The sequence below is a fragment of the Streptomyces sp. NPDC001093 genome (assembly GCF_040298985.1).
Lineage (GTDB): Bacteria > Actinomycetota > Actinomycetes > Streptomycetales > Streptomycetaceae > Streptomyces.
In genome coordinates this window covers 1-21,344 of sequence record NZ_JBEPBF010000156.1, presented here as the reverse complement: position 1 = coordinate 21,344, position 21,344 = coordinate 1, and the positions used below count along the sequence as shown (strand labels likewise).

Annotated in this window: 27 protein-coding genes and 2 pseudogenes; 12 read left to right on the top strand and 17 right to left on the bottom strand. The window is 68.3% G+C overall.

The annotated features are described in order from the left end of the window. The 4 genes and pseudogenes from ABT288_RS43645 to ABT288_RS43630 form a co-directional block, all read left to right on the top strand. A pseudogene (locus tag ABT288_RS43645) lies at positions 1-294 on the top strand (IS5/IS1182 family transposase); the annotation flags it as partial. Continuing rightward, entirely contained in the window at positions 291-689 is a 399-nt protein-coding gene (locus ABT288_RS43640) for a hypothetical protein (protein ID WP_351620688.1), read from the top strand. The pseudogene ABT288_RS43645 and the gene ABT288_RS43640, both read left to right, overlap by 4 nt. A gap of 85 nt (positions 690-774) precedes the next feature. Further along, positions 775-1,353, top strand: coding sequence for a site-specific integrase (locus ABT288_RS43635; protein ID WP_351620686.1), 579 nt, complete (start codon positions 775-777; stop codon positions 1,351-1,353). A gap of 492 nt (positions 1,354-1,845) precedes the next feature. Continuing rightward, entirely contained in the window at positions 1,846-3,858 is a 2,013-nt protein-coding gene (locus ABT288_RS43630; protein WP_351620683.1) for a prolyl oligopeptidase family serine peptidase, read from the top strand. A gap of 103 nt (positions 3,859-3,961) precedes the next feature. On the opposite strand, the gene ABT288_RS43625 is transcribed toward ABT288_RS43630, so the two are convergent. Continuing rightward, positions 3,962-4,102: a hypothetical protein gene (locus ABT288_RS43625; protein WP_184892453.1), complete on the bottom strand. Its 141-nt coding sequence runs from the start codon at positions 4,100-4,102 to the stop codon at positions 3,962-3,964. Positions 4,103-4,901: 799 nt separating this feature from the next. Here ABT288_RS43625 and ABT288_RS43620 point away from each other — a divergent pair. Beyond that, positions 4,902-5,465 (top strand): DinB family protein, encoded by a 564-nt coding sequence (locus ABT288_RS43620; protein WP_351620700.1) that lies wholly within the window; start codon positions 4,902-4,904, stop codon positions 5,463-5,465. Between the two features lie 531 nt (positions 5,466-5,996). Here ABT288_RS43620 and ABT288_RS43615 read toward each other — a convergent pair. The 10 genes and pseudogenes from ABT288_RS43615 to ABT288_RS43565 all read right to left on the bottom strand — a co-directional run bounded on the left by ABT288_RS43615 (position 5,997) and on the right by ABT288_RS43565 (position 12,417). Next, positions 5,997-6,665, bottom strand: a pseudogene (locus ABT288_RS43615) (nucleotidyl transferase AbiEii/AbiGii toxin family protein). Next, on the bottom strand, positions 6,662-7,021 hold the full coding sequence (locus ABT288_RS43610; protein WP_351620680.1) for a hypothetical protein: 360 nt from the start codon (positions 7,019-7,021) through the stop codon (positions 6,662-6,664). The pseudogene ABT288_RS43615 and the gene ABT288_RS43610 overlap by 4 nt, the downstream one beginning before the upstream one ends. A gap of 533 nt (positions 7,022-7,554) precedes the next feature. Next, a complete protein-coding gene (locus ABT288_RS43605) occupies positions 7,555-8,124 on the bottom strand; it encodes an NUDIX hydrolase (protein WP_351620698.1) in 570 nt (189 codons plus the stop codon). 118 nt (positions 8,125-8,242) lie between these two features. Beyond that, entirely contained in the window at positions 8,243-8,584 is a 342-nt protein-coding gene (locus ABT288_RS43600; RefSeq protein WP_351620695.1) for a JmjC domain-containing protein, read from the bottom strand. Between the two features lie 5 nt (positions 8,585-8,589). Further along, positions 8,590-9,653, bottom strand: a protein-coding gene (locus tag ABT288_RS50415; protein WP_502972977.1) for an IS630 family transposase whose coding sequence is annotated in 2 segments (ribosomal slippage) — positions 8,590-9,206 and positions 9,206-9,653 — 1,065 coding nt in all. Because the reading frame shifts where the segments join, the coding sequence is not laid out codon by codon here. Positions 9,654-9,718: 65 nt separating this feature from the next. Continuing rightward, the gene (locus ABT288_RS43585; RefSeq protein ID WP_351620677.1) at positions 9,719-10,468 is read right to left on the bottom strand and encodes a DUF6082 family protein; all 750 of its coding nucleotides are present in this window, start codon (positions 10,466-10,468) and stop codon (positions 9,719-9,721) included. Between the two features lie 199 nt (positions 10,469-10,667). Beyond that, entirely contained in the window at positions 10,668-10,814 is a 147-nt protein-coding gene (locus tag ABT288_RS43580; protein ID WP_351620674.1) for a hypothetical protein, read from the bottom strand. Positions 10,815-11,063: 249 nt separating this feature from the next. Then, positions 11,064-11,573 (bottom strand): F0F1 ATP synthase subunit B, encoded by a 510-nt coding sequence (locus ABT288_RS43575; RefSeq protein WP_351620671.1) that lies wholly within the window; start codon positions 11,571-11,573, stop codon positions 11,064-11,066. Between the two features lie 245 nt (positions 11,574-11,818). Next, positions 11,819-12,064, bottom strand: a complete 246-nt coding sequence (locus ABT288_RS43570) for a hypothetical protein (RefSeq protein ID WP_351620669.1) — start codon at positions 12,062-12,064, stop codon at positions 11,819-11,821. After that, positions 12,061-12,417, bottom strand: a complete 357-nt coding sequence (locus ABT288_RS43565; RefSeq protein WP_351620667.1) for a transposase — start codon at positions 12,415-12,417, stop codon at positions 12,061-12,063. The genes ABT288_RS43570 and ABT288_RS43565 overlap by 4 nt, the downstream gene beginning before the upstream one ends. On the opposite strand from ABT288_RS43565, the gene ABT288_RS43560 reads away from it, so the two are divergent. Beyond that, positions 12,416-12,703, top strand: coding sequence for a hypothetical protein (locus ABT288_RS43560; RefSeq protein ID WP_351620665.1), 288 nt, complete (start codon positions 12,416-12,418; stop codon positions 12,701-12,703). The genes ABT288_RS43565 and ABT288_RS43560 overlap by 2 nt on opposite strands. A gap of 58 nt (positions 12,704-12,761) precedes the next feature. Here the strand turns inward: ABT288_RS43560 and ABT288_RS43555 are convergent, their stop codons facing one another. Both ABT288_RS43555 and ABT288_RS43550 read right to left on the bottom strand, forming a co-directional pair. Next, positions 12,762-13,391 (bottom strand): class I SAM-dependent methyltransferase, encoded by a 630-nt coding sequence (locus ABT288_RS43555; RefSeq protein ID WP_351620662.1) that lies wholly within the window; start codon positions 13,389-13,391, stop codon positions 12,762-12,764. A gap of 176 nt (positions 13,392-13,567) precedes the next feature. Further along, a complete protein-coding gene (locus ABT288_RS43550; RefSeq protein ID WP_351620659.1) occupies positions 13,568-14,017 on the bottom strand; it encodes a MerR family transcriptional regulator in 450 nt (149 codons plus the stop codon). Between the two features lie 91 nt (positions 14,018-14,108). Between ABT288_RS43550 and ABT288_RS43545 the strand changes: the two genes are divergently transcribed. Both ABT288_RS43545 and ABT288_RS43540 read left to right on the top strand, forming a co-directional pair. Further along, a complete protein-coding gene (locus ABT288_RS43545; RefSeq protein WP_351620656.1) occupies positions 14,109-14,588 on the top strand; it encodes a hypothetical protein in 480 nt (159 codons plus the stop codon). A gap of 197 nt (positions 14,589-14,785) precedes the next feature. Next, entirely contained in the window at positions 14,786-15,247 is a 462-nt protein-coding gene (locus ABT288_RS43540) for a hypothetical protein (protein ID WP_351620653.1), read from the top strand. Between the two features lie 66 nt (positions 15,248-15,313). On the opposite strand, the gene ABT288_RS43535 is transcribed toward ABT288_RS43540, so the two are convergent. From ABT288_RS43535 to ABT288_RS43520, 4 genes are all read right to left on the bottom strand, one after another. Continuing rightward, positions 15,314-15,679, bottom strand: a complete 366-nt coding sequence (locus tag ABT288_RS43535; protein ID WP_351620650.1) for a hypothetical protein — start codon at positions 15,677-15,679, stop codon at positions 15,314-15,316. A 239-nt stretch (positions 15,680-15,918) separates the two neighbouring features. After that, a complete protein-coding gene (locus ABT288_RS43530; RefSeq protein ID WP_351620647.1) occupies positions 15,919-16,107 on the bottom strand; it encodes a DUF4291 family protein in 189 nt (62 codons plus the stop codon). A 41-nt stretch (positions 16,108-16,148) separates the two neighbouring features. After that, on the bottom strand, positions 16,149-16,301 hold the full coding sequence (locus tag ABT288_RS43525; protein ID WP_502972976.1) for a hypothetical protein: 153 nt from the start codon (positions 16,299-16,301) through the stop codon (positions 16,149-16,151). A 4-nt stretch (positions 16,302-16,305) separates the two neighbouring features. Next, on the bottom strand, positions 16,306-17,235 hold the full coding sequence (locus ABT288_RS43520; protein WP_351620645.1) for a LysR family transcriptional regulator: 930 nt from the start codon (positions 17,233-17,235) through the stop codon (positions 16,306-16,308). A 90-nt stretch (positions 17,236-17,325) separates the two neighbouring features. On the opposite strand from ABT288_RS43520, the gene ABT288_RS43515 reads away from it, so the two are divergent. The 4 genes from ABT288_RS43515 to ABT288_RS43500 all read left to right on the top strand — a co-directional run bounded on the left by ABT288_RS43515 (position 17,326) and on the right by ABT288_RS43500 (position 21,234). Then, positions 17,326-18,756, top strand: a complete 1,431-nt coding sequence (locus ABT288_RS43515; protein ID WP_351620642.1) for an MFS transporter — start codon at positions 17,326-17,328, stop codon at positions 18,754-18,756. Positions 18,757-18,784: 28 nt separating this feature from the next. Further along, complete coding sequence (locus tag ABT288_RS43510) at positions 18,785-19,330, top strand: HNH endonuclease family protein (RefSeq protein ID WP_351620690.1); 546 nt, start codon at positions 18,785-18,787, stop codon at positions 19,328-19,330. A 147-nt stretch (positions 19,331-19,477) separates the two neighbouring features. Next, complete coding sequence (locus ABT288_RS43505) at positions 19,478-20,080, top strand: DUF6417 family protein (RefSeq protein ID WP_351620639.1); 603 nt, start codon at positions 19,478-19,480, stop codon at positions 20,078-20,080. 278 nt (positions 20,081-20,358) lie between these two features. After that, positions 20,359-21,234, top strand: coding sequence for a PhzF family phenazine biosynthesis protein (locus ABT288_RS43500; RefSeq protein WP_351620636.1), 876 nt, complete (start codon positions 20,359-20,361; stop codon positions 21,232-21,234). The last annotated feature ends 110 nt before the right edge of the window (positions 21,235-21,344 follow it).

Here is a 21,344-nt window from a genome sequence, read left to right as displayed (position 1 = left end):
GTCGACCAGGGCTTCAAGAACCAGGTCGTCATGCACGGCGTCGGCCTGGGAATTGACGTCGAGATCGTCGCACGCAACCCGCAGTACAAGGGGTTCGTGCCGCAGCCGAAGCGGTGGAGGGTCGAGCAGACCTACGGGATCCTGATACTGCACCGGCGCCTGGTCCGCGACTACGAGCACCGCCCCTCCTCCTCCGCCTCCCGCGTCTACTGGGCGATGACCCACGTCATGACCCGACGCCTCACCGGCGCGAACGCCCCCACCTGGCGCACGGCGCAGGCGGTGGCAGCGTGAACATCCGGCCGCTGCTCGATGCCCTGGACCTCCAGGAAGAAGCCGCCCGGGCCCTGGCCGACGACCTCCGCGCACAGATCGACGACCTGCAGACCCGGTTGCGGGAGGCCGAGACGCACTTGGAGCACCTCGCGATCACCCGCAAGACCGTCACCGGCCTCGCCGACCGGCTCCCGGCCGTCGCGCCAGAGCTGCCCGAGCACCCGGACTACCCCCGCATCCTCGCCGCCTTCAACCACGCGACCGGACCGCTACGAGCCAAGGACGTCTGCGCAGCCCTCGGCCACGAACTGCTGGCGAAAAACGTCGAGGGCACCCGCGCCAAGCTGAAACGCCTGGTCAAACTCGGCATCCTCACCGAGGCCGGCACCGGCAACTTCGCCAGGAAGCAATAGCCGACACAACCTCCACCAGCGTCCTTGCCCCCACCTCAGCCAGAAATGGACATCGCCTTACGAACCGCCCACTAAGAGCCAACGGTTGCTGTTCGTCAATCCCGCACGCGGCCTGCGCTTGGGAGCGAAGCCCACCTCGGTGCCCACGCCACTGAGCCCCGAGGCGATCAAAACTCTCGCCGCGGCTGCCGACACCGACCCCGCCCTCAAGCTACTGATCGCCCTCATCGGCGTTCATGCGCTCTACCCCCACCAGGCCCGCGAGTTGCCCTTGGCTGCCGTCGACTTCACCGGCGGCCGGCTCTCGTTCGGCGACATCGACCATCCCCTGGATGCCTTTACTCGCCGGGCCGCCGCCGACTACATCCAACTCCGGAACGCACGCTGGCCACACACCCGCAACCCCCACCTGTTCATCAGCTCGCAGACCGCGCACTCTCGCACGCCGGTGACCATCGGCTGGATGCAGCCCCTGCTCAAGGATCTCCCCGTCACCGCACGACGACTTCGCGAGGACCGAATCCTCGAAGAGGCCGCCGTCACCGGCGCCGACCCGCAACACCTATGCGCGGTATTCAACATCACCCCCGACACCGGACTGCGCTACACCCGGCCATTCCACCCTGACCCTTTGTCCGACCAAGACCAGGAGGACACCCCGTAGACGGCCGGTGACGGCGTCCGCGAGGGGCGCAGCCAGGTCTCCGTTGTATGTAGTGTTGTCCTGTCTCAATGAAGTTAGTCGGCCGCATGCTGCTGACCTGCATGGACTGGATTGAGTGAGACGCGTGGGCTCGGTCGGTCGAGACAGACTGCAGGGAGCGTCGTCGCACCGTGTTCGCCGATCCCGCACCAACTTGAAGCAGCTCGGCTGAGGTTACGGCTGTGGACCGAGCCAGACATCGCCGCTCAACGAGTCGGGCCGCGCCCCTGGAGGGGGCGTTCGTGAGCGTCGGGCGCGTGCAGCGGTCTGAACGTGTTGCTGTGATCGGAGGCGCCGTTCACGAGTCAGCTCGCAGGCGGTTGACGGGATCCCGTCCGATCACTTCGATCGGACGGGACCTCTGAGCTTCGCCGGACGGGCGGCAGGCACCCCTGGCGGGCGGCGCCCGTAATCCGCTGTTCACCGCCTCCGTCGCGAGCAAGAATCGTCCGCATGTCTGCGATCCCCGGTGGCACGACCGCCTTCCACGACCTGCCCGCGTTCCTCGCCCAGCCTCGCGTCAACTCCCTTGCGCTGTCCGCCGACGGTGGCCGTCTCGTCGCCGCCGTGCAGACTCTGTCAGAGGACCGGACCAGGTTCGTGTCCGGGCTGTGGGAGATCGATCCGGCTGGGGAGCGCGAGGCGGTGCGCCTGACCCGGTCGGGGAAGGGCGAGTCCGGGCCCGCGTTCGGCCCGGACGGGGTGCTGTACTTCCTGTCGGAACGTGAGGACGACAGTGCGGAGGACAAGCACGAGGGTGCCGCGCTGTGGGCGCTGCCCGGGCGTGGAGAGGCCGCCGTCGTGGCCCGGCACCCGGGCGGGATCACCGCGTTCACCGTCGCCCGGGACTCCGGCGCGCTGGCCCACACCGCCGGGCTGCTGCCCGGGGCCGCCGACGCCGACGCGCACGGCAAGCTGCGCACGGCGCGCAAGGACGCCAAGGTCACCGCGATCCTGTACGAGGCCGGGCCGACCCGCGCCTGGGACCGCGATCTCGGACCCGAGGAACAGCACACCTTCATGCGCGCGGGGGCCGAGGGCGCCTTGGTCGACGCCGGCGGGCAGGGCGTCGGCCTCGAGAACCCCGGGGACGTGGCGCTGTCGCCCGACGGGACGCGAGTGGCCTACACCCGGTTCGTACCCGGCCGGGTGCCCGCCGAGAACCGCACCGCCGTGGTGGTGGCACACGCGGCCACCGGCGAGGAGGTCTTCGTCCTGGGCGATGTGGAGCACCTCTACGAGGCGCCGGTGTTCACGCACGACGGCTCGGCGGTCGTGTGCTCGCGGATGACGTGGCCGACTTACGACGAGTCGATGGACATGACACTCGTCCGGGTCGGCGTGGACGGCGGCGAGGCCGTCGATCTGCTGCCCGGGTTCGACCACTGGCCCGTCGGTGCTGTCTGTTCGACGGTCGACGACGCCCTCTTCTTCATGGCCGATGTGGAGGGTCACGGGCCCGTCTTCCGGCGGGACGCGGACGGCACCGTGACCCGGCTCACCGCCTCGGGCGCGTACGGCTCGCTCTGCGTGGCCCCCGACGGGCGGACGCTGTACGCGCTGCGCAACGCGATCGACTCGCCGCCGCGGCCGGTCAGGTTCGAGGCCGGCGTCGCCGACCAGACGCCGGTCGAGCTGCCGGCCCCCGGTGCGTTCGACGCGCTGCCGGGCACCCTCACCGAGGTGCACGCCAACGCGGCGGACGGGTACCGGTTGCGCGGCTGGCTCGTGCTGCCCGAGGGCGCGTCGGCCGAGAACCCCGCGCCGCTGCTCGTCGCCGTGCACGGCGGGCCGCAGGGCAGCTGGAACGGCTGGACCTGGCGGTGGAACCCGTGGCCGTTCGCGGCTCGCGGCTACGCGGTGCTGCTGCCCGACCCGGCCCTGTCGACCGGCTACGGTCAGCAGGGCCACCGGCGCGGCTGGGGGCAGTGGGGCGGGGTCCCGTACACGGACGTGATGGCGCTGACCGACGCAACCGAGGCCCGTGACGACATCGATGCCGCGCGCACCGCGCTCGGGGGCGGCTCCTACGGCGGCTACATGGCCAACCGGGTCGCCACGAGCACCGATCGGTTCAAGGCGATCGTGAGCCACGCCGGCTTGTGGGACCTGCGGTCCTTCCAGGGCGACACCGATGCCCCCTGGTACTTCCAGTGCATCTTCGGGGACCCGGTGACCCGGCCCGAGCGGTACGAGGCGCACTCCCCGTACCTGGACGCCGCGAAGATCCGTACGCCGATGCTGGTCATCCACGGCGCGAAGGACTACCGCGTGCCGGTCGGCCAGGGCGCCGCGCTCTTCCAGGATCTGCAGCGGTTCGAGGTGCCTGCGAAGTACCTGTACTTCCCGGACGAGAACCACTGGATCCTCTCACCGGGCCACATCCAGGTCTGGTACGAAGCGTTCCTGAACTTCCTCGACCACCACGTCCTTGGTGAAGAGTGGCAGCGGCCCGGACTGCTGTGAGCGCGGGCGGGCGTCTGCCTTCGACGAGGTGGGACCCCGCTTTTGGGCAGGAACGGACGCCGGTTCACCGCGGCCGACGGGTCAGCGGACGCTAGGCGCAGCGTCACCCCGACCGGCAGTTGGTGACCTCGCCCGCGACGCCGGTGTACTGCCAGGGCACGCGGGTGGCGATGTCGAGGTAGTGGTGCGGCGCGGCCGCGAGCAGCGGGCTTCCAGAGTCCGGCAGTTGTACCCGTCCGATCATTTCGATCGGACGGGATCTCTGCGTTTCTGGGCTGTGCGAAAGGTCTGAGGGCGGGCGGGAAAGCGCCGCTGTGAGCAAGGCTCGCGCTGCTGCCTGTGGGGTGAGGTGGAGTTGTTCCGTGCGGATCGGCTCAACCGGTGTCGGCCGGCGGTGGGCGCCCGGCGGGTATGTCACGTGGTCCGCGGAGTGGGATGCGGGGCGGCGGCGGGCCGGTGGCGTCGATGCTGACATCGCCGTTGTGCGGCCTTCGTGGAGGGCCGCAGCACCGCTGCGGTGATCGACCTGGTAGCGATGTCGACCATGCCCGTCGCAGTGTGTCGATCGTCTGCGACCACGGCAGCGTCGTCGTCCCGCACGCCTCGTCGCGGAATACACCGGCTCCACGACAGACCGCCGCGGCCGGGGCCTGGAAGAAGGAACATGCTCGGATCGAAGTCCATCAGCAGCAGTCGGTCCCGCTCCAGCCACGACTCGAAGCCGACGTGCCGTCCGGTCGTCGCCGCCCAGTCCCAGCCCGGAAGTGACGCTCACCGTGCGACCAGCGGGCCGTACGCAGCGGATCGACATCCTCGAACCGGCCCGTCACACAGTCCCGCAGCGGACGGCGACGGCGCCCGCACACCGCGTCCACGTACGACGACTCGATGCACGGACCCGCGTGATCCGCCCCAGCCGGTACAGCCGTCCAGCACCCCCAGCGTCCTCAGTCGCGCGATTAGGTTCGCTGGGACAGAAGCCCGAACGACTCGGTTCGTTGAGAAAACGACTCGATTGAATGAGACAGGACAAGTGTGCGGAAATGACAAGAAGCGATCAGCTCGCGGAGCAACTGGACTGGTACTGGCACAAGAACCTGCGGCCACGGCTGGAGGGTCTTACCGACGAGGAGTACTTCTGGGAGCCCGTGCGCGGCTGCTGGAGCATCCGCCCACGTGGCACGTCGGCCGCACCGATATCGGAAGGCTCGGGGGAATGGACGATGGACTCCGCGTCCCCTGCCCCGGTGCCAGCGCCGGTGACCACGATTGCCTGGCGGCTGGCACACATCGTCGTCTCGTGCCTGGGCTATCGGGTCGGATGGTACTTCGGCGGCCAGGACGTCGACTCCCAGACATTCCCCTACGCGGGGACCGCTGACGAGGCGCTGAAACAGCTCGATGAGATGTATGGGAGATGGAACGCGGGGGTCCGCAAGCTCTCAGATGCTGACCTGGACAATCCGCCCACGGTGGGTCCCGAGCGGTTTCCCATGGAGAACAGGGTCCTGCACGTCAACAGGGAGCTGATCCATCACGGCGCCGAGATTTCCCTGCTGCGCGACCTCTACCGCTGGCAGGACGGAGCCATACTGCCCCGAATGTGACCTTTCGGTAACCGGCGATCGAGCTTCGGAACCTACGTGGACTCCGTGACGCTCCGCGGCTGCGAGCTTCACTGACCGTCTCGCTCCGGCCCCATGACCGACGCCAAGAATTCGACCTCGAATCCGTCGGAACCGAGCCGCCCACGGCCGGGAAGCCCGGGCGGCAGGGGCCAAGTTCGTGGTACCAGCGCCTCAGAAATCGCGAACTCAGGCGCTTTAGTCGGCGACTACATCGGAGACAGCACCCGAGCCGAAATCGCCTACGGCCGGTCGCTGGGCAAGCCCGTGCGGTTCACGCACCCCGAAGTCGACCTCGATGCCTGACCGCCCGCCCCGGCACCCTCCGCAGGCACCCCTTGGAATTGATCATCTAGGACGGCTTCGGCCTCGGTGATGTCGATGTCGTGGCTCTCGGCGCGCAGGTCACGAGCAGTTTCGAGGCCACGCAGGGTGTCGGCGCCGGGAACGAGCGCGGCACCAGGCTTCTGACCCGCGGAGTAGCCCGGGCTCAGCATTCCCGGTGTCCGAGGGTCAGTTGTCGGGATCTTCCTCGGCGTGCAGGCGGGTGTCGAGATCACTCGCCCATGCGAGAGCCCAGTCGCGCAGTTCCGCGACCTGGTCAGGGCTGAGGCCGTAGCCGGCGTAGTCGGCGTCGTCCCACCATTCCGCGCCGACGAGGCGGTCGCGCAGGTCACTGAGGCTGAACTCGGCGCGGGCATGGCGGCGGCCGAGTGCCTCCAGGTCGGCGGTGGTGCGGTGACGGGAAGCGGCGTGGACGTCGATGAGGTCGCGGACCGCGCCACGCTCCGCCAGGGCCCGGACCTTGGTGCCGATCACGTCGTCGAGGGCGAGGACCGGGCCGTACTCGGTGGCGGCGGGCGGGGCTCAGAAGGCTTCTTTGAGGATGTCGACTTCGCAGTCCTCGCCTGTGGCCGGGTCGGTGACGATGAGGCGGCCGGAGAGCGGGTCGGTCTCGATCTCGCGCACGGTCCAGCCGCGATCAGTGAGGCCGGCGCGGATGGTACGGATGATCTGATCCATCGGGGTGGGATTCTCGGTGGCGACGTCCAGATCCTGGGAGAGCCGGTCGACCAGGCCGTGGGCCTGCACGGCGTACCCGCCGGTGATGACCAGCGGGTACGGGGTGCCAATGGCGAGAACGTCGGCGAGGAGGCGGCGGTGCAGGCGGGTCAGTTTCACGGGGCCTTCGCATTGGCCAGCTCGGGGAAGGCGTCCTCCCACGCGTCGCGGATGAAGCGGCTGATCAAGGTGCGCAGGATGGGCCACTGGCTGATCAGAAGGTCCCGGTTGAGAAAGACCTCCAGGTCCCGGCGCTGTCCCTCGGCCAGGACGGTGCGGTACAGGCTGATCCGGGACTTGAGGCTGGTCAGGTCGTAGGAGCGGCGCCCGGACCAGACGACGTGCAACGGCAGGTCGATGGTGCCTTGCGCGGGGCCGGTCAAGTCCTCCAGGCGGGCCGGCAGCCGGTGGGTGTACCGGGCCCGTAGCACCTGGGCGGCGTCGGGAACGGGCGAACGGGGAGACATGACGGCCATAGGGCCAGTATCGCCTGTCCGACCGCGTCAGTGTGCGCGCTGCCTGCGCAGGCGAAAGCCGGCTGAGCGGGCGACCCGGACGGGGCGGCGGCGTCAGGGAGTGCCTCCGACCCGGGCACGGCGGTACGTGACCAGGGCGCGCCAGCGTTCCCGCGACTGCCCCTCACGCCAGAGTCTCCAGATCTCGTCCTGCTGAGCCGGCGAAAACCCGTAGTCACGCACCTGTGCCTCCACGATCACATGATCATCCGTGGGCGGTGCGTTGCTCACTTGAGGGTGCCATTCGGGCTGCATCGGACTCCCCGAGCCCATGGGACGGGGACGGCTTCACCGATCCCCTTCGCTCGCAGTCACCGTGTCGGAGTCTCGACCGCAATGTTCGCGTGCCCCTGCTCGACGCCATCTCCGAGCGCATCCGCACATGGCTGGGCGACCGAGCATCACGCCGTTGTCGGAGCGTCCTGCGTGTCGGACAGCGCGCCGAGCGAGGCGAGGGGTCGGTCACTGAACTGACCGACCCCGGCCTCAGCTTGTCAGTGCAGATCAGTCAGTGAATCGGGGCCGGAACAGACCCTGTCGGCCCCGCTCGCGTCGCGCCGAAGCTGCCAAATCTGGGGTGGGGCACTGGGAGGTGCGACGACTCGTGAGGCTGCCGGCAGACCGGTGAAGACGAACGGATGCTGCTCCAGCAGCCGGGCCGCTTTCGCTGCGGGCACCCACTCGGCGCGGTTCACGAATCCGTCGGGGTCCGCAACGATAAGCGTATCGTCCGCCACCGTCACTTCGAAGGCGAGAACGGTCGCAGTCGTCCCAGGAGCGGGGATTTCGTAGGGGTCTCGATGGTGCGGCGTCGGATTGTCGAGCTGAGCGCAGTAGGCCAGCGTGGTCACTTGCCCGACGTGAAGTCCGGTCTCCTCCATGACTTCTCTCCGGAGGGCCTCCAGCACCAACTCTCCTGGCTCGCAACGGCCTCCCGGAAGGGCCCACGTTGTATCCGGGCCGTCCGGGCCGTACTGGCGTACAACGAGGACTTCATCGCCCCGCCTCGCAACTGCCGCAACAAGGAGTGGCGGCTGGTGGGTACTCGGCCTGGCCTCACCCACGGAATCGGGCTCTCCGGCAGCAAACGACACTCGTGTTCCCTTCTTGCATTCTCGGGCATGCCCCGCTGGGATCCAGGCTCGCACGGGCAAGATCGGGAGTGCGAGTTCGGCTTCGATCTCAGGTCCGGGGGCGACGGGCGGTCCCGCACCCCCTCAACGCGGGTTGGCCCACCGAGAGCTGGACTGCAGTTTTCCGCCTCAGGTGGGTGCAACAGACCCGCTCCTCCTCGTCGAACAGCTCGATCATGGCGCTCTGGAGCACCGAGGCCCAGCGAGTCTGGTGAGCACCGATGGTGAGGTGGATCGATGCCTCATCGTTCGACGAAGCCGCGTGGACGACACCGCGAGGAAGGTAGAGGAAGTCACCAGTCCTCATGGTGATTTCCTGTTCCGGCGTCTCATCCCCTTCGTATTTCTTCCCGAACTTGGGACGGTCGGCTACTGAACTTGAATTCGTGATGTCGGTCAGCCGTCCAGGATCAGGCCGGTGCCGGCCAGGCAGCCGTCCACCAGGTCCGGGCGGTACTGGATCTGCTTGAGCTTCCGCTTGACGGCCCTCGTGATCTGGCCGAGGTCGGCTGCGGCGAAGTTGCCGATGTCGCGCTTGACCAGCGACCAGATGCCCTCTTGCGGATTCAAGTCTGGCGAATAGCTCGGCAGTTGGAAGACAGTAAGCCAGTCGGCGTTGTTGGCGATGAACTCGCGCAGGGGTTCGGCCAGGTGCATGCGCAGGTTGTCCCAGACGAGCACGATCGGCCCGCTGAGCTGGATGTGCGCCCTGATCAGCAGGTCCCGCAGGTCACGCCAGCCGATGCCCTTCGGCTCGCCCTTGCGGCCCCGGTACTCACGAACCGAGTAGAACATCCGGAACCGCTGCCCCGGCTTGTAGCACGTGAGCCCGGCCACGGACACGCGGCCCGAGCCCCGGCCGCGTACCCGCACGACGGGCGTGCTGCCCTTGTGGCCCCAGGTCCTGGCTCGCGGCGGCGTCATCGACTGCCCGGCTTCGTCCTCGAAGACCACCCAGGCGTCGCGCTCCGCCGCTGTTGTCTTACCAGCGACCACGTCTCCTTCCTCCACACCTCGACGGCCCCGTCATCGCGCTCGATCGCCCGCCGGGCTGGCTGCTGCCAGGACCAGCCGTGGCGCCTCAGCAGCCGCCACGTGCCCTCCACCGTGTAGGAGACGTGGAACAAACGCCCGATCAGCGTCTTGATCCGCGCCAGCGTCCACCGCTGGTCGGCCCAGCCGTGAGCCAGCGGTCCGCGCTCCAACTCCCGTTCCAATCTGGCGATCTGCTTCTCGCTGAGCCTCGGTCGCCCCGGTGATCCCTTCGACGCCACACCGGCCTCGCCCCGCTCGCGCCACTGACGTCGCCACCGTTCCACGGACCGCTCGCTGACCCGCAAGGCGGCAGCGATCTCCCGGTTCTTCTGCCCGCCCTCGAACCGTTCCACGGCCTGCAGCCGGACCCGCTCCCGCGCGGCCCTCCCGGCGTCGGTCAACCCGCCGCCCTGCGCATATCTCACACGTCAGGGCTACCGGAACGGCCCGGCCGCCGTCAGGCACACCGCTGGGCATCACCCCATCCAGTTCAGTTGCGTCGGCTTCGCAGGACCGATCCGGCCGCCAAGCCGGCGCCCAGGCCGATCACGATGCCCACTGGCGTGCGCCACGCGCGCGATGTCGCCGAAGAGGCGCTGCCAGGCGGGCTGGATGTCACGGTTGAGCGAGTCGGTGGCCCGGCGGCGGCAGCGCGATCGTGCTCCTCCGCCACGATGGTCAGGAATTGACGCCCGCGACGGCTTCCTGACGCGCTGGCGATCCAGGAGGTGCGGGACCTGATCCAGTAGGTTCGCCCAGCCTCTCCGGTGAACATCCCGGCGAGCATGTCCCGCAGCAGGCTCTCGGGAATGGTCCCGACTTCGAAGCCCATCCACGCGTAGTTCATCATCAGATCGGCGTAGACGTGCCGCTTCTGCTCGTGAGGATCGGCGATGTCCATGTCGCCCCAACAGGGCTGGTAGAGCGGCATGTCGTCGAGTTCCATGCGGACCAGTTCGAGGTAGTAACTACGGATCGCCTGGACCTGGTCGGCCCTGGCCTGTCGGTTCTGGACGATCAGTGAGGCGGCGACTCCGGTCAGCGCCAGCGCCGAGACGATTGCCGACGTGAAGCCGTAGGCCGCACCGATCTGACTCAGCTGGTTCCAGTCCACGCCCTTGGAGCGGGAGAAATCCTGCAGGAGGAAAGGCGACAACAGAACTGCAGCCAGGGCGCCCGCCGCGGCAGCTACAAGTCCAAGCAAGGCACCTGTCCGGCGAACCAGCAGACGTGCATCCACGGATCGTTGACGTGATATCAGGTAGACCACCCCCCAGGCGGGCCTGCCCCGGTGACTAGGCCGAGCCTGGGGCAGCGTAGTCCAGTACCGCTCCGAAGGCTGCTGGTCCTGGATCCAGCCTCGCCGGCACCAGCCTGATCACAGACGGCTGACCGACATCACTCAATCAAGTTCAGTACTTCAATCGCCAACGGCCGACTTACCAGTCGCGGTCGTCCTTGTGGTCCTCGCCCCAGTGGGCGAGGGCGAAGTCCTTGTCACCCTTGTTTGCGTCATTCGGCGTGACAACGCCGGCCGGGTACGAGATGTTGATGCTTGCCGCGTCGAGCGAGTACTCATCAGCCATTTTCAGCTCCTTATCGGTGCCTCTGGTCACGAGTTCTCCGTGACCACTGCAAGGAAGCATCATTCGAACGGCCGACAACCACCAGGCAGTACGACCGGCGGAGTTGTGGCGCAGACCGGCACAGTTGCCCGGCAGAGCACCGAGGGAACCCAACGGTCACGGTCGACTGAACGCAAAAAGGCCCAGACGAAAGTCTGAGCCATGTGAGACTGTGCGCACCACCACCTATACAGGCAATGGTCAAATGAATTATGCCTTTGTCGGGGCGTCAGCGTCCAATTCAGCGAAGAAGTCATCTGTGATTTCCCTCGCCCGACGTTCGTCCACGATCGGCTCGCCCAGGATTCGCTCGGCCAGATCCTTGGCCAGCTTGAACACATCCTCACGCAGTGCCGCCGCGGCGACGATACGATCGGCCTCCAACTGGGCTGTGGCCGATGCCACGAGCTCGTCGCGCTGCCGCTGGCCCTCGGTCCGAACCTGCTGGATGAGGAGAGTGCCCTCCTCGGCTGCGGTCTGCCGGATGCGGGCAGCCTCGTGGCGTGCCTCGGAAAGCTCGGCCTGATACTCGGCTTGAATCTGTCGTGCCTGTGCGTAGACGGCTTCAGAGCGCTCGATGGTGCCCTCGATGGCGTCTTGCCGGGCCTCGAGTACCTTGGTAATGCGCGGCACCAAGAATCTTGCGAATGTGAAAAAGACCACTGCGAAACAAATAGCCGCAATGATGAGGTCGTTTACCTTCGGTTCCAAGGGTCCCATGGGAAGATCTTAACAGCGGCGGACAGCTGCGACCAAAGCTGACTCTCTTATTCGCCAACGTCTTATCGTCGCCTTTTTGGCCTGAAATGGGCCTTTCCGACTGTGTCCACGATGAAATCAAGCCACCCGAAGGGCGGATTCAAGCCTGTTGGTGGTGCTCAGTAGTTTGGCTACGTCGCGTGGTCGGTTTACTGGCCCTAACAGCTCTAACAGAATGATCTCCGGCATGACGCGATGTAACCCGTTCAACGCATCGGGCGTAGGACGATTGTGTAGTCCTCTCCGCCGTACAAGGACTCGTAGCGGATCTTGAGTGTGAGCCGCCGATTGATCAGGTCCTTGACTTCGGCGTGGTTCTGCGGGTCGTAGCTCGCGACACTCAACAAGTACTGTTCGTAGTCGATGGCGATGACCTCTCCTTGGCTGAAGGTTGCGGATGGGCGCACCGACAGGCGGTCTCGGACACGATCGGCACTGAGAGGGCGTCTCACGTGGCAAGTTTCGCGAGCTTCTTGTAGCAGGTCAGGGCAGCGGCCAGGCCGAGGAAGGCGAGGAAGTGCGAGCCCTTTCGTTCGTATCGGATGGTCAGGCGGCGGTAGCCGAAGAGCCAAGCGATCGACCGCTCGATCTTCCAGCGGTGCCGACCGTGGCGTTCGCCGGACTCGATGCCTGGCCGCGCGATGCGCGCGACGAGCCCACGCTCGCGCAGCCAGATGAGGTGTTCGGCGGAGAAGTACGCCTTGTCCGCGTGGAGTTTGACGGGCCGGCGCCGCCGTGGTCCCCGGCGGGACCGGACTGCGGGGATGTCGAGGATGAGCGGCTTGAGGGCGAGACTGTCGTGCATGTTCGCACCTGACACGGCGACGGCGAGCGGGATGCTGGAACCCAAACCGTGGGGCGGGTCAACCCGTCACCCGAATCTGCATCAGACCCCTCGAATCACCGAAGCAGAACAGGAGGGATGGCTCGGTGAGATCGAAGGGCTCCAAGTCAGCCTCGCCAGCGCAGAGGAGAAGCTCACCCAGCTCGATGCAGAGCAAGTCCGTCAACGCCAAGTGATCGATCTCGGCATGCCCCACTTCAGCCAGATCGCGACGCGAATCAGTACGGCAAAAGGATCTTCAAGTTAGCCGAGCCTCATCCACACGGATGATTTCCACCGACCCGTCCTGGGCCACGGGGCACGCTCTACGGGCGGCGGGCCAGCAAGTGGGTGTCGAGGAAGCCCCGCTCGGTTGCTGGGTCGTGGAGCAGCCGGGCGAACGTGACGAGGCCGGCTCCGGCCAGCAGCTCGGCGAACCGGTCCGCCGGCCAGCTATAGGCGGGCGTCACCTTATGGTCGAAGCGGACCGGCTCCGGTCCCTCGGTCGCGAAGAAGGACACCAGGAGCAGGCCCCCTGGTGCCAGGACACGCACCTGCTCGGCAAGCAGCGCGGGCAATTCCCCAGGTGGGGTATGGATCATCGAGTAGTGGGCCAGCACTCCGCCGAGTGCACCGTCCTCAATCGGCAGGGCCTCCATTCGCGCTACGTCGAACCGCAGCGCCGGCTGGGCCCGCCGGGCGTGGGCGACCATGGCCGGGGAGAGGTCGAGCCCGAAGGCGTCCAGCCCCAAGTCGTGCAGCATGGCCGTTAGATGACCGGGGCCGCACCCGACGTCGGCTACCCGCAGGTTCCCCGTGGCACGCACGAGCTCGGCGAAGGTGCCGATCATGTTCCGCGCGAACGGCTGCGTCTCCAACCGATTGGCGAACATCGACGCGTACAGGTCGACGACCCCGTCATAGGCCGCCCTGGTCTCGTCCTGGTGTCTTAACACGGGAAGGAAACTAACACCCGCGTCATTGGGGCTGTTCTCGGGCCCAATACCGGCCCCTTCCTCAGGACTGACCATCCAGTCACCTGATCACGGGACGCCCTCGGTAGTTCAGAGAAGAACTCGCCGCCGCACTCCACGCCGCCCTCTACGGAGACCTGGAACCCCTGCACTCTCGATCATTCCCGTGCATGCCCTTGGCGATCGGCAGACCTGTTCGGTCGACGCACACCGGTGGGAATGGGATCGCTTCTGACTTCGGCTCCGGCGGGCCGGTCGGCCGCTCGCAGTGGACATCCGGTGCCGACGCGCGCGGCCAGGTCGGCCCGCAGCGTGGTCAGTTCGGCGATACGGTTGTCGATGACCTGAATCTTCTCCTCGAAGAGCGTGGACAGCGCTTCCGCTGTGTCCGGCGCTTCGCGCAGTTTCTCGCCGGTCCGTGCGATCTCCGCCAGGGAGAATCCGAGTGCCTGCGCAGTGCGGATGTAGTGCAGCCAGGCCCCCGTCTCGGGCGGGAAGTCGCGATACCCGTTGGGTAGACGCCGACCTGCGACAAGCCCGACCTTCTCGTAGAAGCGGATCGTGTCTCTGGTCATGCCTGCCTGCGCGGCAAGCTCACCGATGCGCATGCCCCTCCGTAGGCTGCCGGGCTTGACCTTGGAGCATACTCCACTGTTTAGCGTGAGGCGTCGCCGTCACGAAACCAGCAGGAGCCTCACCGTGAGCCGTCTTCGCGCACCCTCGCATCCCGCCTACCTTCACGTCGTACGCGCGAGCGCTTGGTACGACCTGGCCGTCACAGCCGGATTCGCAACTCCGTGGACCTACGCCCTGGTACACGACGCGCTGTCGTCGTGCGGCAACGCACTCGGGCTCGGCGCTCTGCCCGAACTCGACCCGTGGCAGATCCTGTTCGCCAATCTGATGGGCTCGGTGGTGGTCGTCTGGGCCGTTCTGCGCATCGTCGGGCCGCTGCCGGAGCACGGGCTGTTCGACGGCATCGCGCGTGCCCTGTTCGCGACATGGCAGGCGTACGCACTGGCCCACGGTGTGTCGCGGCTCCTGTGGGTGTTCTTCAGCGTCGAGGTGGCGTTCGGCGTCCTCCAGCTTGTGCCGTGGAGATGGGGCCGAAACGCACACCCCGTAGGCAACGACGCAGGCCCGACCGATGGACGCCTGCTCGGCACAGCAAGCCGGTGACGTGCCAGCACGCCCACCCGTGCCGCTCACCGGTGGGCGTGTCCGCCTTCCTGTTCCCGCCGTCGTGCAGCCGCGGAAAGAGGGTGCCGATGCGGCTTGATGACTCAGGTCAAGCCTCGCTCACAGCCCTTTGCCGGACGCAGCGGCGGCGCTCTGATCTCTCCGCGGACTCCCGAGTGGTTGTCCTGGCTGGCAGGATGGTCAACATGGAGATCATTCCAGGACAAGGCGTGGCCCTCGTCAGGATCGGCGATCCGCGCTCGCAGGTTGAGGAGCGCGTCGGGTCTCCGTATCACGGCCCAGGCGGACAGCGGGCCGTCTACACCGCCTCACCCACACTGGTGATCACCTACGCGGCTGACGAGACGGTCGAACTTGTCGAGATCGGCTACAGCGGCGAAGACGGCGATGCCGAAGCGCACTACAACGGGGTTCAGCTGACCCATCGCTTTCTGGATGACGTCGTCGCGGACCTCCACGCCGTGGGGCACTCGAGCACACCCTCGGACATCGGCCACGACTTCCACGCCGGCTTCTCCGTGTGGTCCATGCATTCGTTGTGGGCGGGCGACCTCGACCCGGAGGCCGGCGAGGACGACGAACGCACGGTCTGCGAAGGAGTCTCGGTGGCGCCGTATACCTACTTCGCCGAAGGATAGGGAGCGGCCGGGAAGTGGCGGGCCTGCTCGGAGAGCGAACGCACTCCGGTGCCACCCCTCAGCAGCTCAGCCGGTGTGCCGGTCCGTGGAGAGCAGCCACTGCCAGCGTCGACGTTCCGTGACGAGGGTGGCGGCCACGAGGAGAGAGACGAGGACTGCCGCATAGATGGGCCAAGCCGCCCATGCGGCGATCGCGGCAGCGGCGAGCTGGAGCACCACGAGCAGGATCGTGACCGTACCCGAGACAGGGATGATCACCTGCGCCTTGTCTCCAGGAGTGGAGAAGACGGTCGGGAGGCCGATCAGTACCACCACCGCCAAGACGGCAAGCAGCCACGAGTACTTGGACAAGGCCCAGGGAGTTGCCACCCAGGCGGCGAGCTCCGCAGCGAAGCGCAGGACGGATGCGATGCGGTCGTCCGGTCTCTCCAAGTCCGCCCCCACAAGCTGTGTCGACCACCAGTGGAGGATCTTACGACCACGGATGGGGCTGTGAACATGCCGTTGTAGCCGCCAAGCGCTGTCGGCGCATCCGTGTTTCCGACGAGGCAGCGGCACCGACGCGGGGTTCGACCGTCCAACCGACCAGGGTTTGTTCCGTACAGATCAGTCACGTAGCCGTGATCGGCCCTTGCGCGGCCCCGCCCGCGGGAGTTGATGCGGGTCAGGGTTCAGGTGCATGGCACTGTTGGAGGTTGTGAACGCGCCATGATGACCCACGTCATACGGTCCCGCTGCCACACCGCCGGGAAACGGCCCTCCCGGGCCGCGGGCAGGCCAATCTCCGGGGCGTACGCCTGGTAGACAGTGACGGTGAAGTCGGTGTGCAGGGCTCGAATCTGGTATTTGGGTTCTGCCACGGGGGCCAGGGTGGACACATCGTTTCGCGCGCGCCATCGAATTACCGCGGTGCGAGGCCGCCGAGCCTGCGACAGCAGATGAGGGTGGCGGCGACGCCGGCGAAGGCGAGGAAGTGCGCGGCCTTGCGCTCGTAGGGGCGGTGCGGGCGGCGGCATCCGGCAAGCCGAGCCCGCCGGCGGGGTGAGCGCGCCATCCGGTCAGGAAGCCCGTGCGGTGCCCACCGCGCGTGTCACCTCGGGCAGCGGATCGGCTCGGCGGGCCACGTCGAGAAGGGCACGCAGGGAGCGCTCGGCCGGACCCAGCCGCGGCTGCCACTGGGCGACGATACTGACCGGGCGGATCCGCCCGGCCGGCCGGAGTTCGATCAGTTCTCCCTCCTGCAGTTCCCGGCTGACCGCCAGCTCCGGCAGCAGCGACACCCCGTGCCCGTGCCCGGTCAGCCGCAGCAGCGCCGACAAGGAACCCTGGATCATTGCCAGTTGGGCCCCGGCCAGCAGGTCCTTGCCGAAGCGGTCCACCAGCATCTCCGAGGTGCACCCGGGCTCCGCCACCAGGAAGTCGTAACGCAGCATCTCCTCGGGCGTCACGACCTCCTGGCGGGCCAGCGGATGGCTCGGTGCCGCCACCAGCACCGTCCGGTCGTGCCCGACGACCGCATGGGGGCCGAATGCCCGGATGCCGTTGTCGTACTGGAAGGTCAGGTCCAACTCACCGGCGGCGAAAGCCTGTTCCAGCGTCCGCCGGTTGGCGACCGTCAGCACTACGTCCGCGCCGCCGTCCGTGCTGCCCGCTCCGTACTCCAGCGCGGCCAGCACATCCGGCATCCACACGTGCGCCAGCGACTCCTGCGCCCCGATCCGCAGCCGCGGCCGGTCACCGCGCGCCGCCCGGCGCATCCGCTCCTCCAGTTCCAGGGCCTCGCGGGCGTGCGGCAGCAGCCGGGCGCCGGCCTCCGTGAGCACCGCCCCGGTGCCCGCGCGTACCAGCACGCTCACCCCGAGATCCGCCTCCAGCCGCTTGATCTGGGCGCTGAGGCTGGACTGTGCGTATCCCAAAGCCTGCGCGGCGGCGGAGATACCGCCATGGTCGGCGACCGCGACGAGAGCACGCAGATAGCGGGAGTCCACGCCAGGAGCATAACCTCCATCGGAGTTTCCGATGGAGGTATCGGATTTACGGCGTCGCAGGCCCGGGGGCCGTCGGGACACGCTGCAGCCATGACTACAGCCGGCCCCCTCTCCCGCCCCTCCGGCGTCGCCGCGCCGGAGGCGCCCACCCCGTACAAGCTCCACTCCAAGCTGACGTTCGCCGGCATCGCCACCGGGAACCTGCTCGTCCTGCTCGACACCTCGATCCTCAACGTGGCCGTACCCGATGTGCAGAAGTCCCTGCACCCGGCCGCCGCCGCACTGCCCTGGGCCGTCGACGCCTACACCGTCGTCTTCGCCGGGCTGCTGCTCGCCGGCGGCGTCATCGCCGACCGGTGGGGTGCCCGGCGCGTGTACGCCACCGCACTCGGCCTGTTCGCCGCCCTGTCCGTGGTGTGCGCCCTTGCGCCCGACGCCGGCGCCCTCATCGCCGGCCGCGCGCTGCTCGGTGCCGCGGGTGCCGGCCTGGTGCCCGCCTCCCTGGCGCTGCTGATCCACCTGAACCCCGACCCCGCCGGCCGCACCCGCGCCATCGGTGCCTGGACCGCCCTCAGCGGTCTGGGAGCCGCCGCCGGACCCGTGCTCGGCGGTGCTCTGGTCGAACTCGGCGGCTGGAGACTGGTGTTCCTCGTCAACCCGCCGATCGCGCTGGCCGCACTGCTCCTCGCCCGCCGGCTGCCCGTACCGCCGGTGCGTGCCGCCCGCGCCCTGGACCGCCCCGGCCTCGCCCTGTCCACCGCCGGACTCGGTCTGCTCACCTTCGGCCTCGTCGAGGCCGGCATCGACGGCTGGGACTCGCCGTGGGCCCTGATCCCCATCACGGCCGCGCTGGTCTCCTTCGCCGCCGTCGCCCTCGTGGAGCGCCGGGTGGCCTCCCCGGTCCTGCCGCCGGCCCTGCTGGCCCTGCCGAAGGTACGGGCCGCGTTGGTCGCCGCCGCGGTGTCCTGCTTCGCCTACTTCGGCGGGATGTACATGTTCGCGGTGTGGCTGCAGCACACCTACCACCTGACCCCGTTCAAGGCCGGTCTCGCCTCGCTGCCGATCACCTTCCCCGTCTGTGTCATGCCGTTCTTCACCGGCCGGCTCGTCGCCCGCCACGGCCCCCGCCCGATCCTGCTCACCGGGATGTCGGCCTCCGTCGTCTCCGGTGTGCTGCTGGCCTTCGCGGTGGGCCACCACCCGCCGCTGCCGCTGATCCTCGCCGCCGAGCTGACCCTCGCCGCGACCGGCACCCTGTCCATCCCCGGCGCCGCCGCAGCCATGGCCGTCTCCGCCCCACCGGAGTACGCCGCAACCAGCCAGGGCGCGCTCAACGGGATCCGCCAGGCCGGCTCGGCCCTCGGCGTCGCGGTGCTGGGCACTCTCGGAGCGCTCACCACCTCCGGCTACGTCCTCATCGGCATCGGCCTCGTGGCCGTGCTGCTGGTGGCGAAGGCGACGGCCAAGCAGAGTCCCGGCGACCGCCGCGCACGGCGCCTCAGCGGCCGCCGCACCCGGTGAAACCGTCACCGCTCCCGTACGTGACCTCCTGGCCCAGCTCCCGGTGCGCGCCGAGGACCGTACCGGTTATGAGCGTTCGAAGTTCAGGCACTGGATCGACGCGGACAAGGACGGCTGCAACACCCGGGCGGAGGTGCTGAAGGCCGAAGCGGTCGTGGCCCCGGTGCAGGGGCCGAAGTGCACGCTGAGCGGGGGAGAGTGGTACTCGCCCTACGACGACCGCTACATCGACGGCCCGAAGGGTTTGGACATCGACCACCTGGTCCCGCTGGCCGAGGCCTGGGACTCCGGTGCCTACGCGTGGACGGCGAAGGAGCGGGAGGCCTACGCCAATGACCTGGGTGACGACCGAGCGCTGATCGCGGTGTCGGCCGCCTCGAACCGCTCGAAGGCGGACCAGGACCCGTCCACGTGGCTGCCGCCGGCTGTCGGCTATCGCTGCGCCTATGTCACCGACTGGGTGGCGGACAAGACCCGCTGGGGCTTGAGCGTCGATGCCGGCGAGCAGGCGGCGCTCGCTGAAGTCCTGAGCAGCTGTTCGGACGTGCCTGTCACCGTGACCCGGGCCCGCTGACCTCCGGCCCGCACCTCCGCCCGTGCCGGGCGCCGGGGCCGGCACCTCATTGCTGGTGATCTTTCCCCGGATTCGCCCCCGAACCTGCCGGATGGGCTCCTACTGTCGGCTCGTCAGCGTCCAGCAGTCAGAGCGGGGGAGAGCGGTATGCCCAGCAGGAAGATCTTCCTCGAGGCGCTGCGGGCTTTGCGCGACCATGAGGAGGCGGCCGAGCACAGGTGGGTGCTGCTCGGCATGCTGCGCCCAGACCATCACAAGGCGGTGGGGAGTGCTGCGGGGCAGGGCTTGGTGGAGCTGGCCGGCCGGGAGATGCGCGCGGAGTTGTCCGTGTATGAGGGCGGACCCGTTGTATGGGCGGCCCGGCTGACGGGGCACGGCCGGGATGCACTGGCCTACACCGAGGCCAGTCCCGCCCCCGACCGCCGGCCCGGCGGGCCGGCTGACGGCGAGCGGCTGGTCGAGCTGCGCCGCTCGGAGATGGACGCGCTGCGCCTGTATGTGCGCCTCGGTGCCCGGCTGTGTGTACCGCCGGCCGACGGCCTGGAGGAGAAGGTGCGCTCCGCGCGCCAGTTAGGCAGCCGGTGGGTGCTCTACCTGAACCCCGAGCAGATCGAGTCGGTGGCCTACGCCTTCTACCTGCGCTCGATGGGCGGTTCTGTCACCGAGGCCAATCGGTTCGCCCGGGAGTACGGTGTCACCTTCCACCCGGACCGGTCGACAGCCAGCCTGCGGCTGACCCGACTACGTTGAGCCGAGGCTTTGCCGACGTCGTTCTCGCCGTTCGAGCCCGGCCACACATACAGGCGTAGGACGCGCCGCGTGGCGTCACGGACTCATCGGGGCGGCACTCGGCTGTAGGGCTGAGGCCCTCCTTCGCGCCCGACTGTATGAGCGAGCGAGACAGACCCGGTAGATGCGAAGGGCCGATCTGCCCGTCACTGATTCCGGCCGGAGTCCGCCGCGCGCGCAGGTCCTCGATTCGGCGGCTCCTGTGAAATAACCGCTGGCCGGCTCTCGTTGCTACGAGCATGACGACGAATGCGCCGCGGCCCGAGGTGCTGCGATACACCGCCTTCTCCAGCGCCCCCGATGGCGGAAACCCGGCCGGCGTGGTTTTGGACGCCACCGCCCTGGACGACAGCGACATGCTGGCCATCGCCGCCGACCTTGGATACTCGGAGTCCGCATTCCTGACAGCGCCTCCGCAGGGCCTCGGCGGCCAGGAGGGGCGGGCGTACAGCATCCGTTACTTCAGCCCCAGGGCCGAGGTGCCGTTCTGCGGGCACGCCACCGTCGCGGCCGCCATCGCCCTCGCCGAGCGGATAGGCCCCGGGGAACTGGTCTTCGCGACGCGCGCCGGCGCCGTGCCGGTGGAGGTGGCCGAGGAGAGCGGGACTGTCAGGGCCACACTCACCAGTGTCGAGCCGCGCATCGAGGAGATCGCCGACGCCGACCTCACAGAGGCGCTCGCCGCGCTCGGCTGGCCAGCCGCCGATCTCGACCCGGCCTTCCCGCCCCGTGTCGCGTACGCCGGTGCCCGCCATCTCGTGCTCGCGGCGGCGACACGCGCGCGCCTCGCGGATCTTGCGTACGACTTCGCACGCCTCGAAGCCCTGATGCACCGCTTGGACCTGACCACGCTCCAGCTGGTGTGGCGGGAGTCGGCCACCGTCTTCCATGTACGTAACCCGTTCCCCGTCGGCGGCGTCGTCGAGGACCCGGCAACCGGCGCCGCGGCCGCCGCGTTCGGTGCGTACGCCCGTGAACTCGGCCTGGTCCCCGAGGACACTGTCCTCACCCTGCATCAGGGCGAAGACCTCGGCCGCCCTGGCGAGCTCACGGTGACGCTGCGCGCGGATGACCCGCGCGTCCGTGTCAGCGGCGCAGGAACTCGCATCAACTGAGAGCCCGCCCAGCTCCTAGCTTGACTCTGTCGGGGATCTTGGTGTCGGCGGAGTCAACTGCCCAGGGTTCGCCAGGACTTCAGGCGAGGGATCTCGCGCTGGTCGAGGTA

What these genes read in the sequence shown, in the direction of transcription:
- ABT288_RS43540 (WP_351620653.1), top strand. Translation starts at nt 14,786, where the DNA reads ATGGTCAACATGGAGATCATTCCAGGACAAGGCGTGGCCCTCGTCAGG.
- ABT288_RS43565 (WP_351620667.1), bottom strand. Translation starts at nt 12,417, where the DNA reads ATGCACGACAGTCTCGCCCTCAAGCCGCTCATCCTCGACATCCCCGCA.
- ABT288_RS43620 (WP_351620700.1), top strand. Translation starts at nt 4,902, where the DNA reads ATGACAAGAAGCGATCAGCTCGCGGAGCAACTGGACTGGTACTGGCAC.
- ABT288_RS43560 (WP_351620665.1), top strand. Translation starts at nt 12,416, where the DNA reads ATGTTCGCACCTGACACGGCGACGGCGAGCGGGATGCTGGAACCCAAA.
- ABT288_RS43550 (WP_351620659.1), bottom strand. Translation starts at nt 14,017, where the DNA reads ATGCGCATCGGTGAGCTTGCCGCGCAGGCAGGCATGACCAGAGACACG.
- ABT288_RS43580 (WP_351620674.1), bottom strand. Translation starts at nt 10,814, where the DNA reads ATGGCTGATGAGTACTCGCTCGACGCGGCAAGCATCAACATCTCGTAC.
- ABT288_RS43610 (WP_351620680.1), bottom strand. Translation starts at nt 7,021, where the DNA reads ATGGCCGTCATGTCTCCCCGTTCGCCCGTTCCCGACGCCGCCCAGGTG.
- ABT288_RS43625 (WP_184892453.1), bottom strand. Translation starts at nt 4,102, where the DNA reads ATGATCGGACGGGTACAACTGCCGGACTCTGGAAGCCCGCTGCTCGCG.
- ABT288_RS43525 (WP_502972976.1), bottom strand. Translation starts at nt 16,301, where the DNA reads ATGGCGCGCTCACCCCGCCGGCGGGCTCGGCTTGCCGGATGCCGCCGC.
- ABT288_RS43575 (WP_351620671.1), bottom strand. Translation starts at nt 11,573, where the DNA reads ATGGGACCCTTGGAACCGAAGGTAAACGACCTCATCATTGCGGCTATT.
- ABT288_RS43505 (WP_351620639.1), top strand. Translation starts at nt 19,478, where the DNA reads ATGCCCAGCAGGAAGATCTTCCTCGAGGCGCTGCGGGCTTTGCGCGAC.
- ABT288_RS43630 (WP_351620683.1), top strand. Translation starts at nt 1,846, where the DNA reads ATGTCTGCGATCCCCGGTGGCACGACCGCCTTCCACGACCTGCCCGCG.
- ABT288_RS43500 (WP_351620636.1), top strand. Translation starts at nt 20,359, where the DNA reads ATGACGACGAATGCGCCGCGGCCCGAGGTGCTGCGATACACCGCCTTC.
- ABT288_RS43515 (WP_351620642.1), top strand. Translation starts at nt 17,326, where the DNA reads ATGACTACAGCCGGCCCCCTCTCCCGCCCCTCCGGCGTCGCCGCGCCG.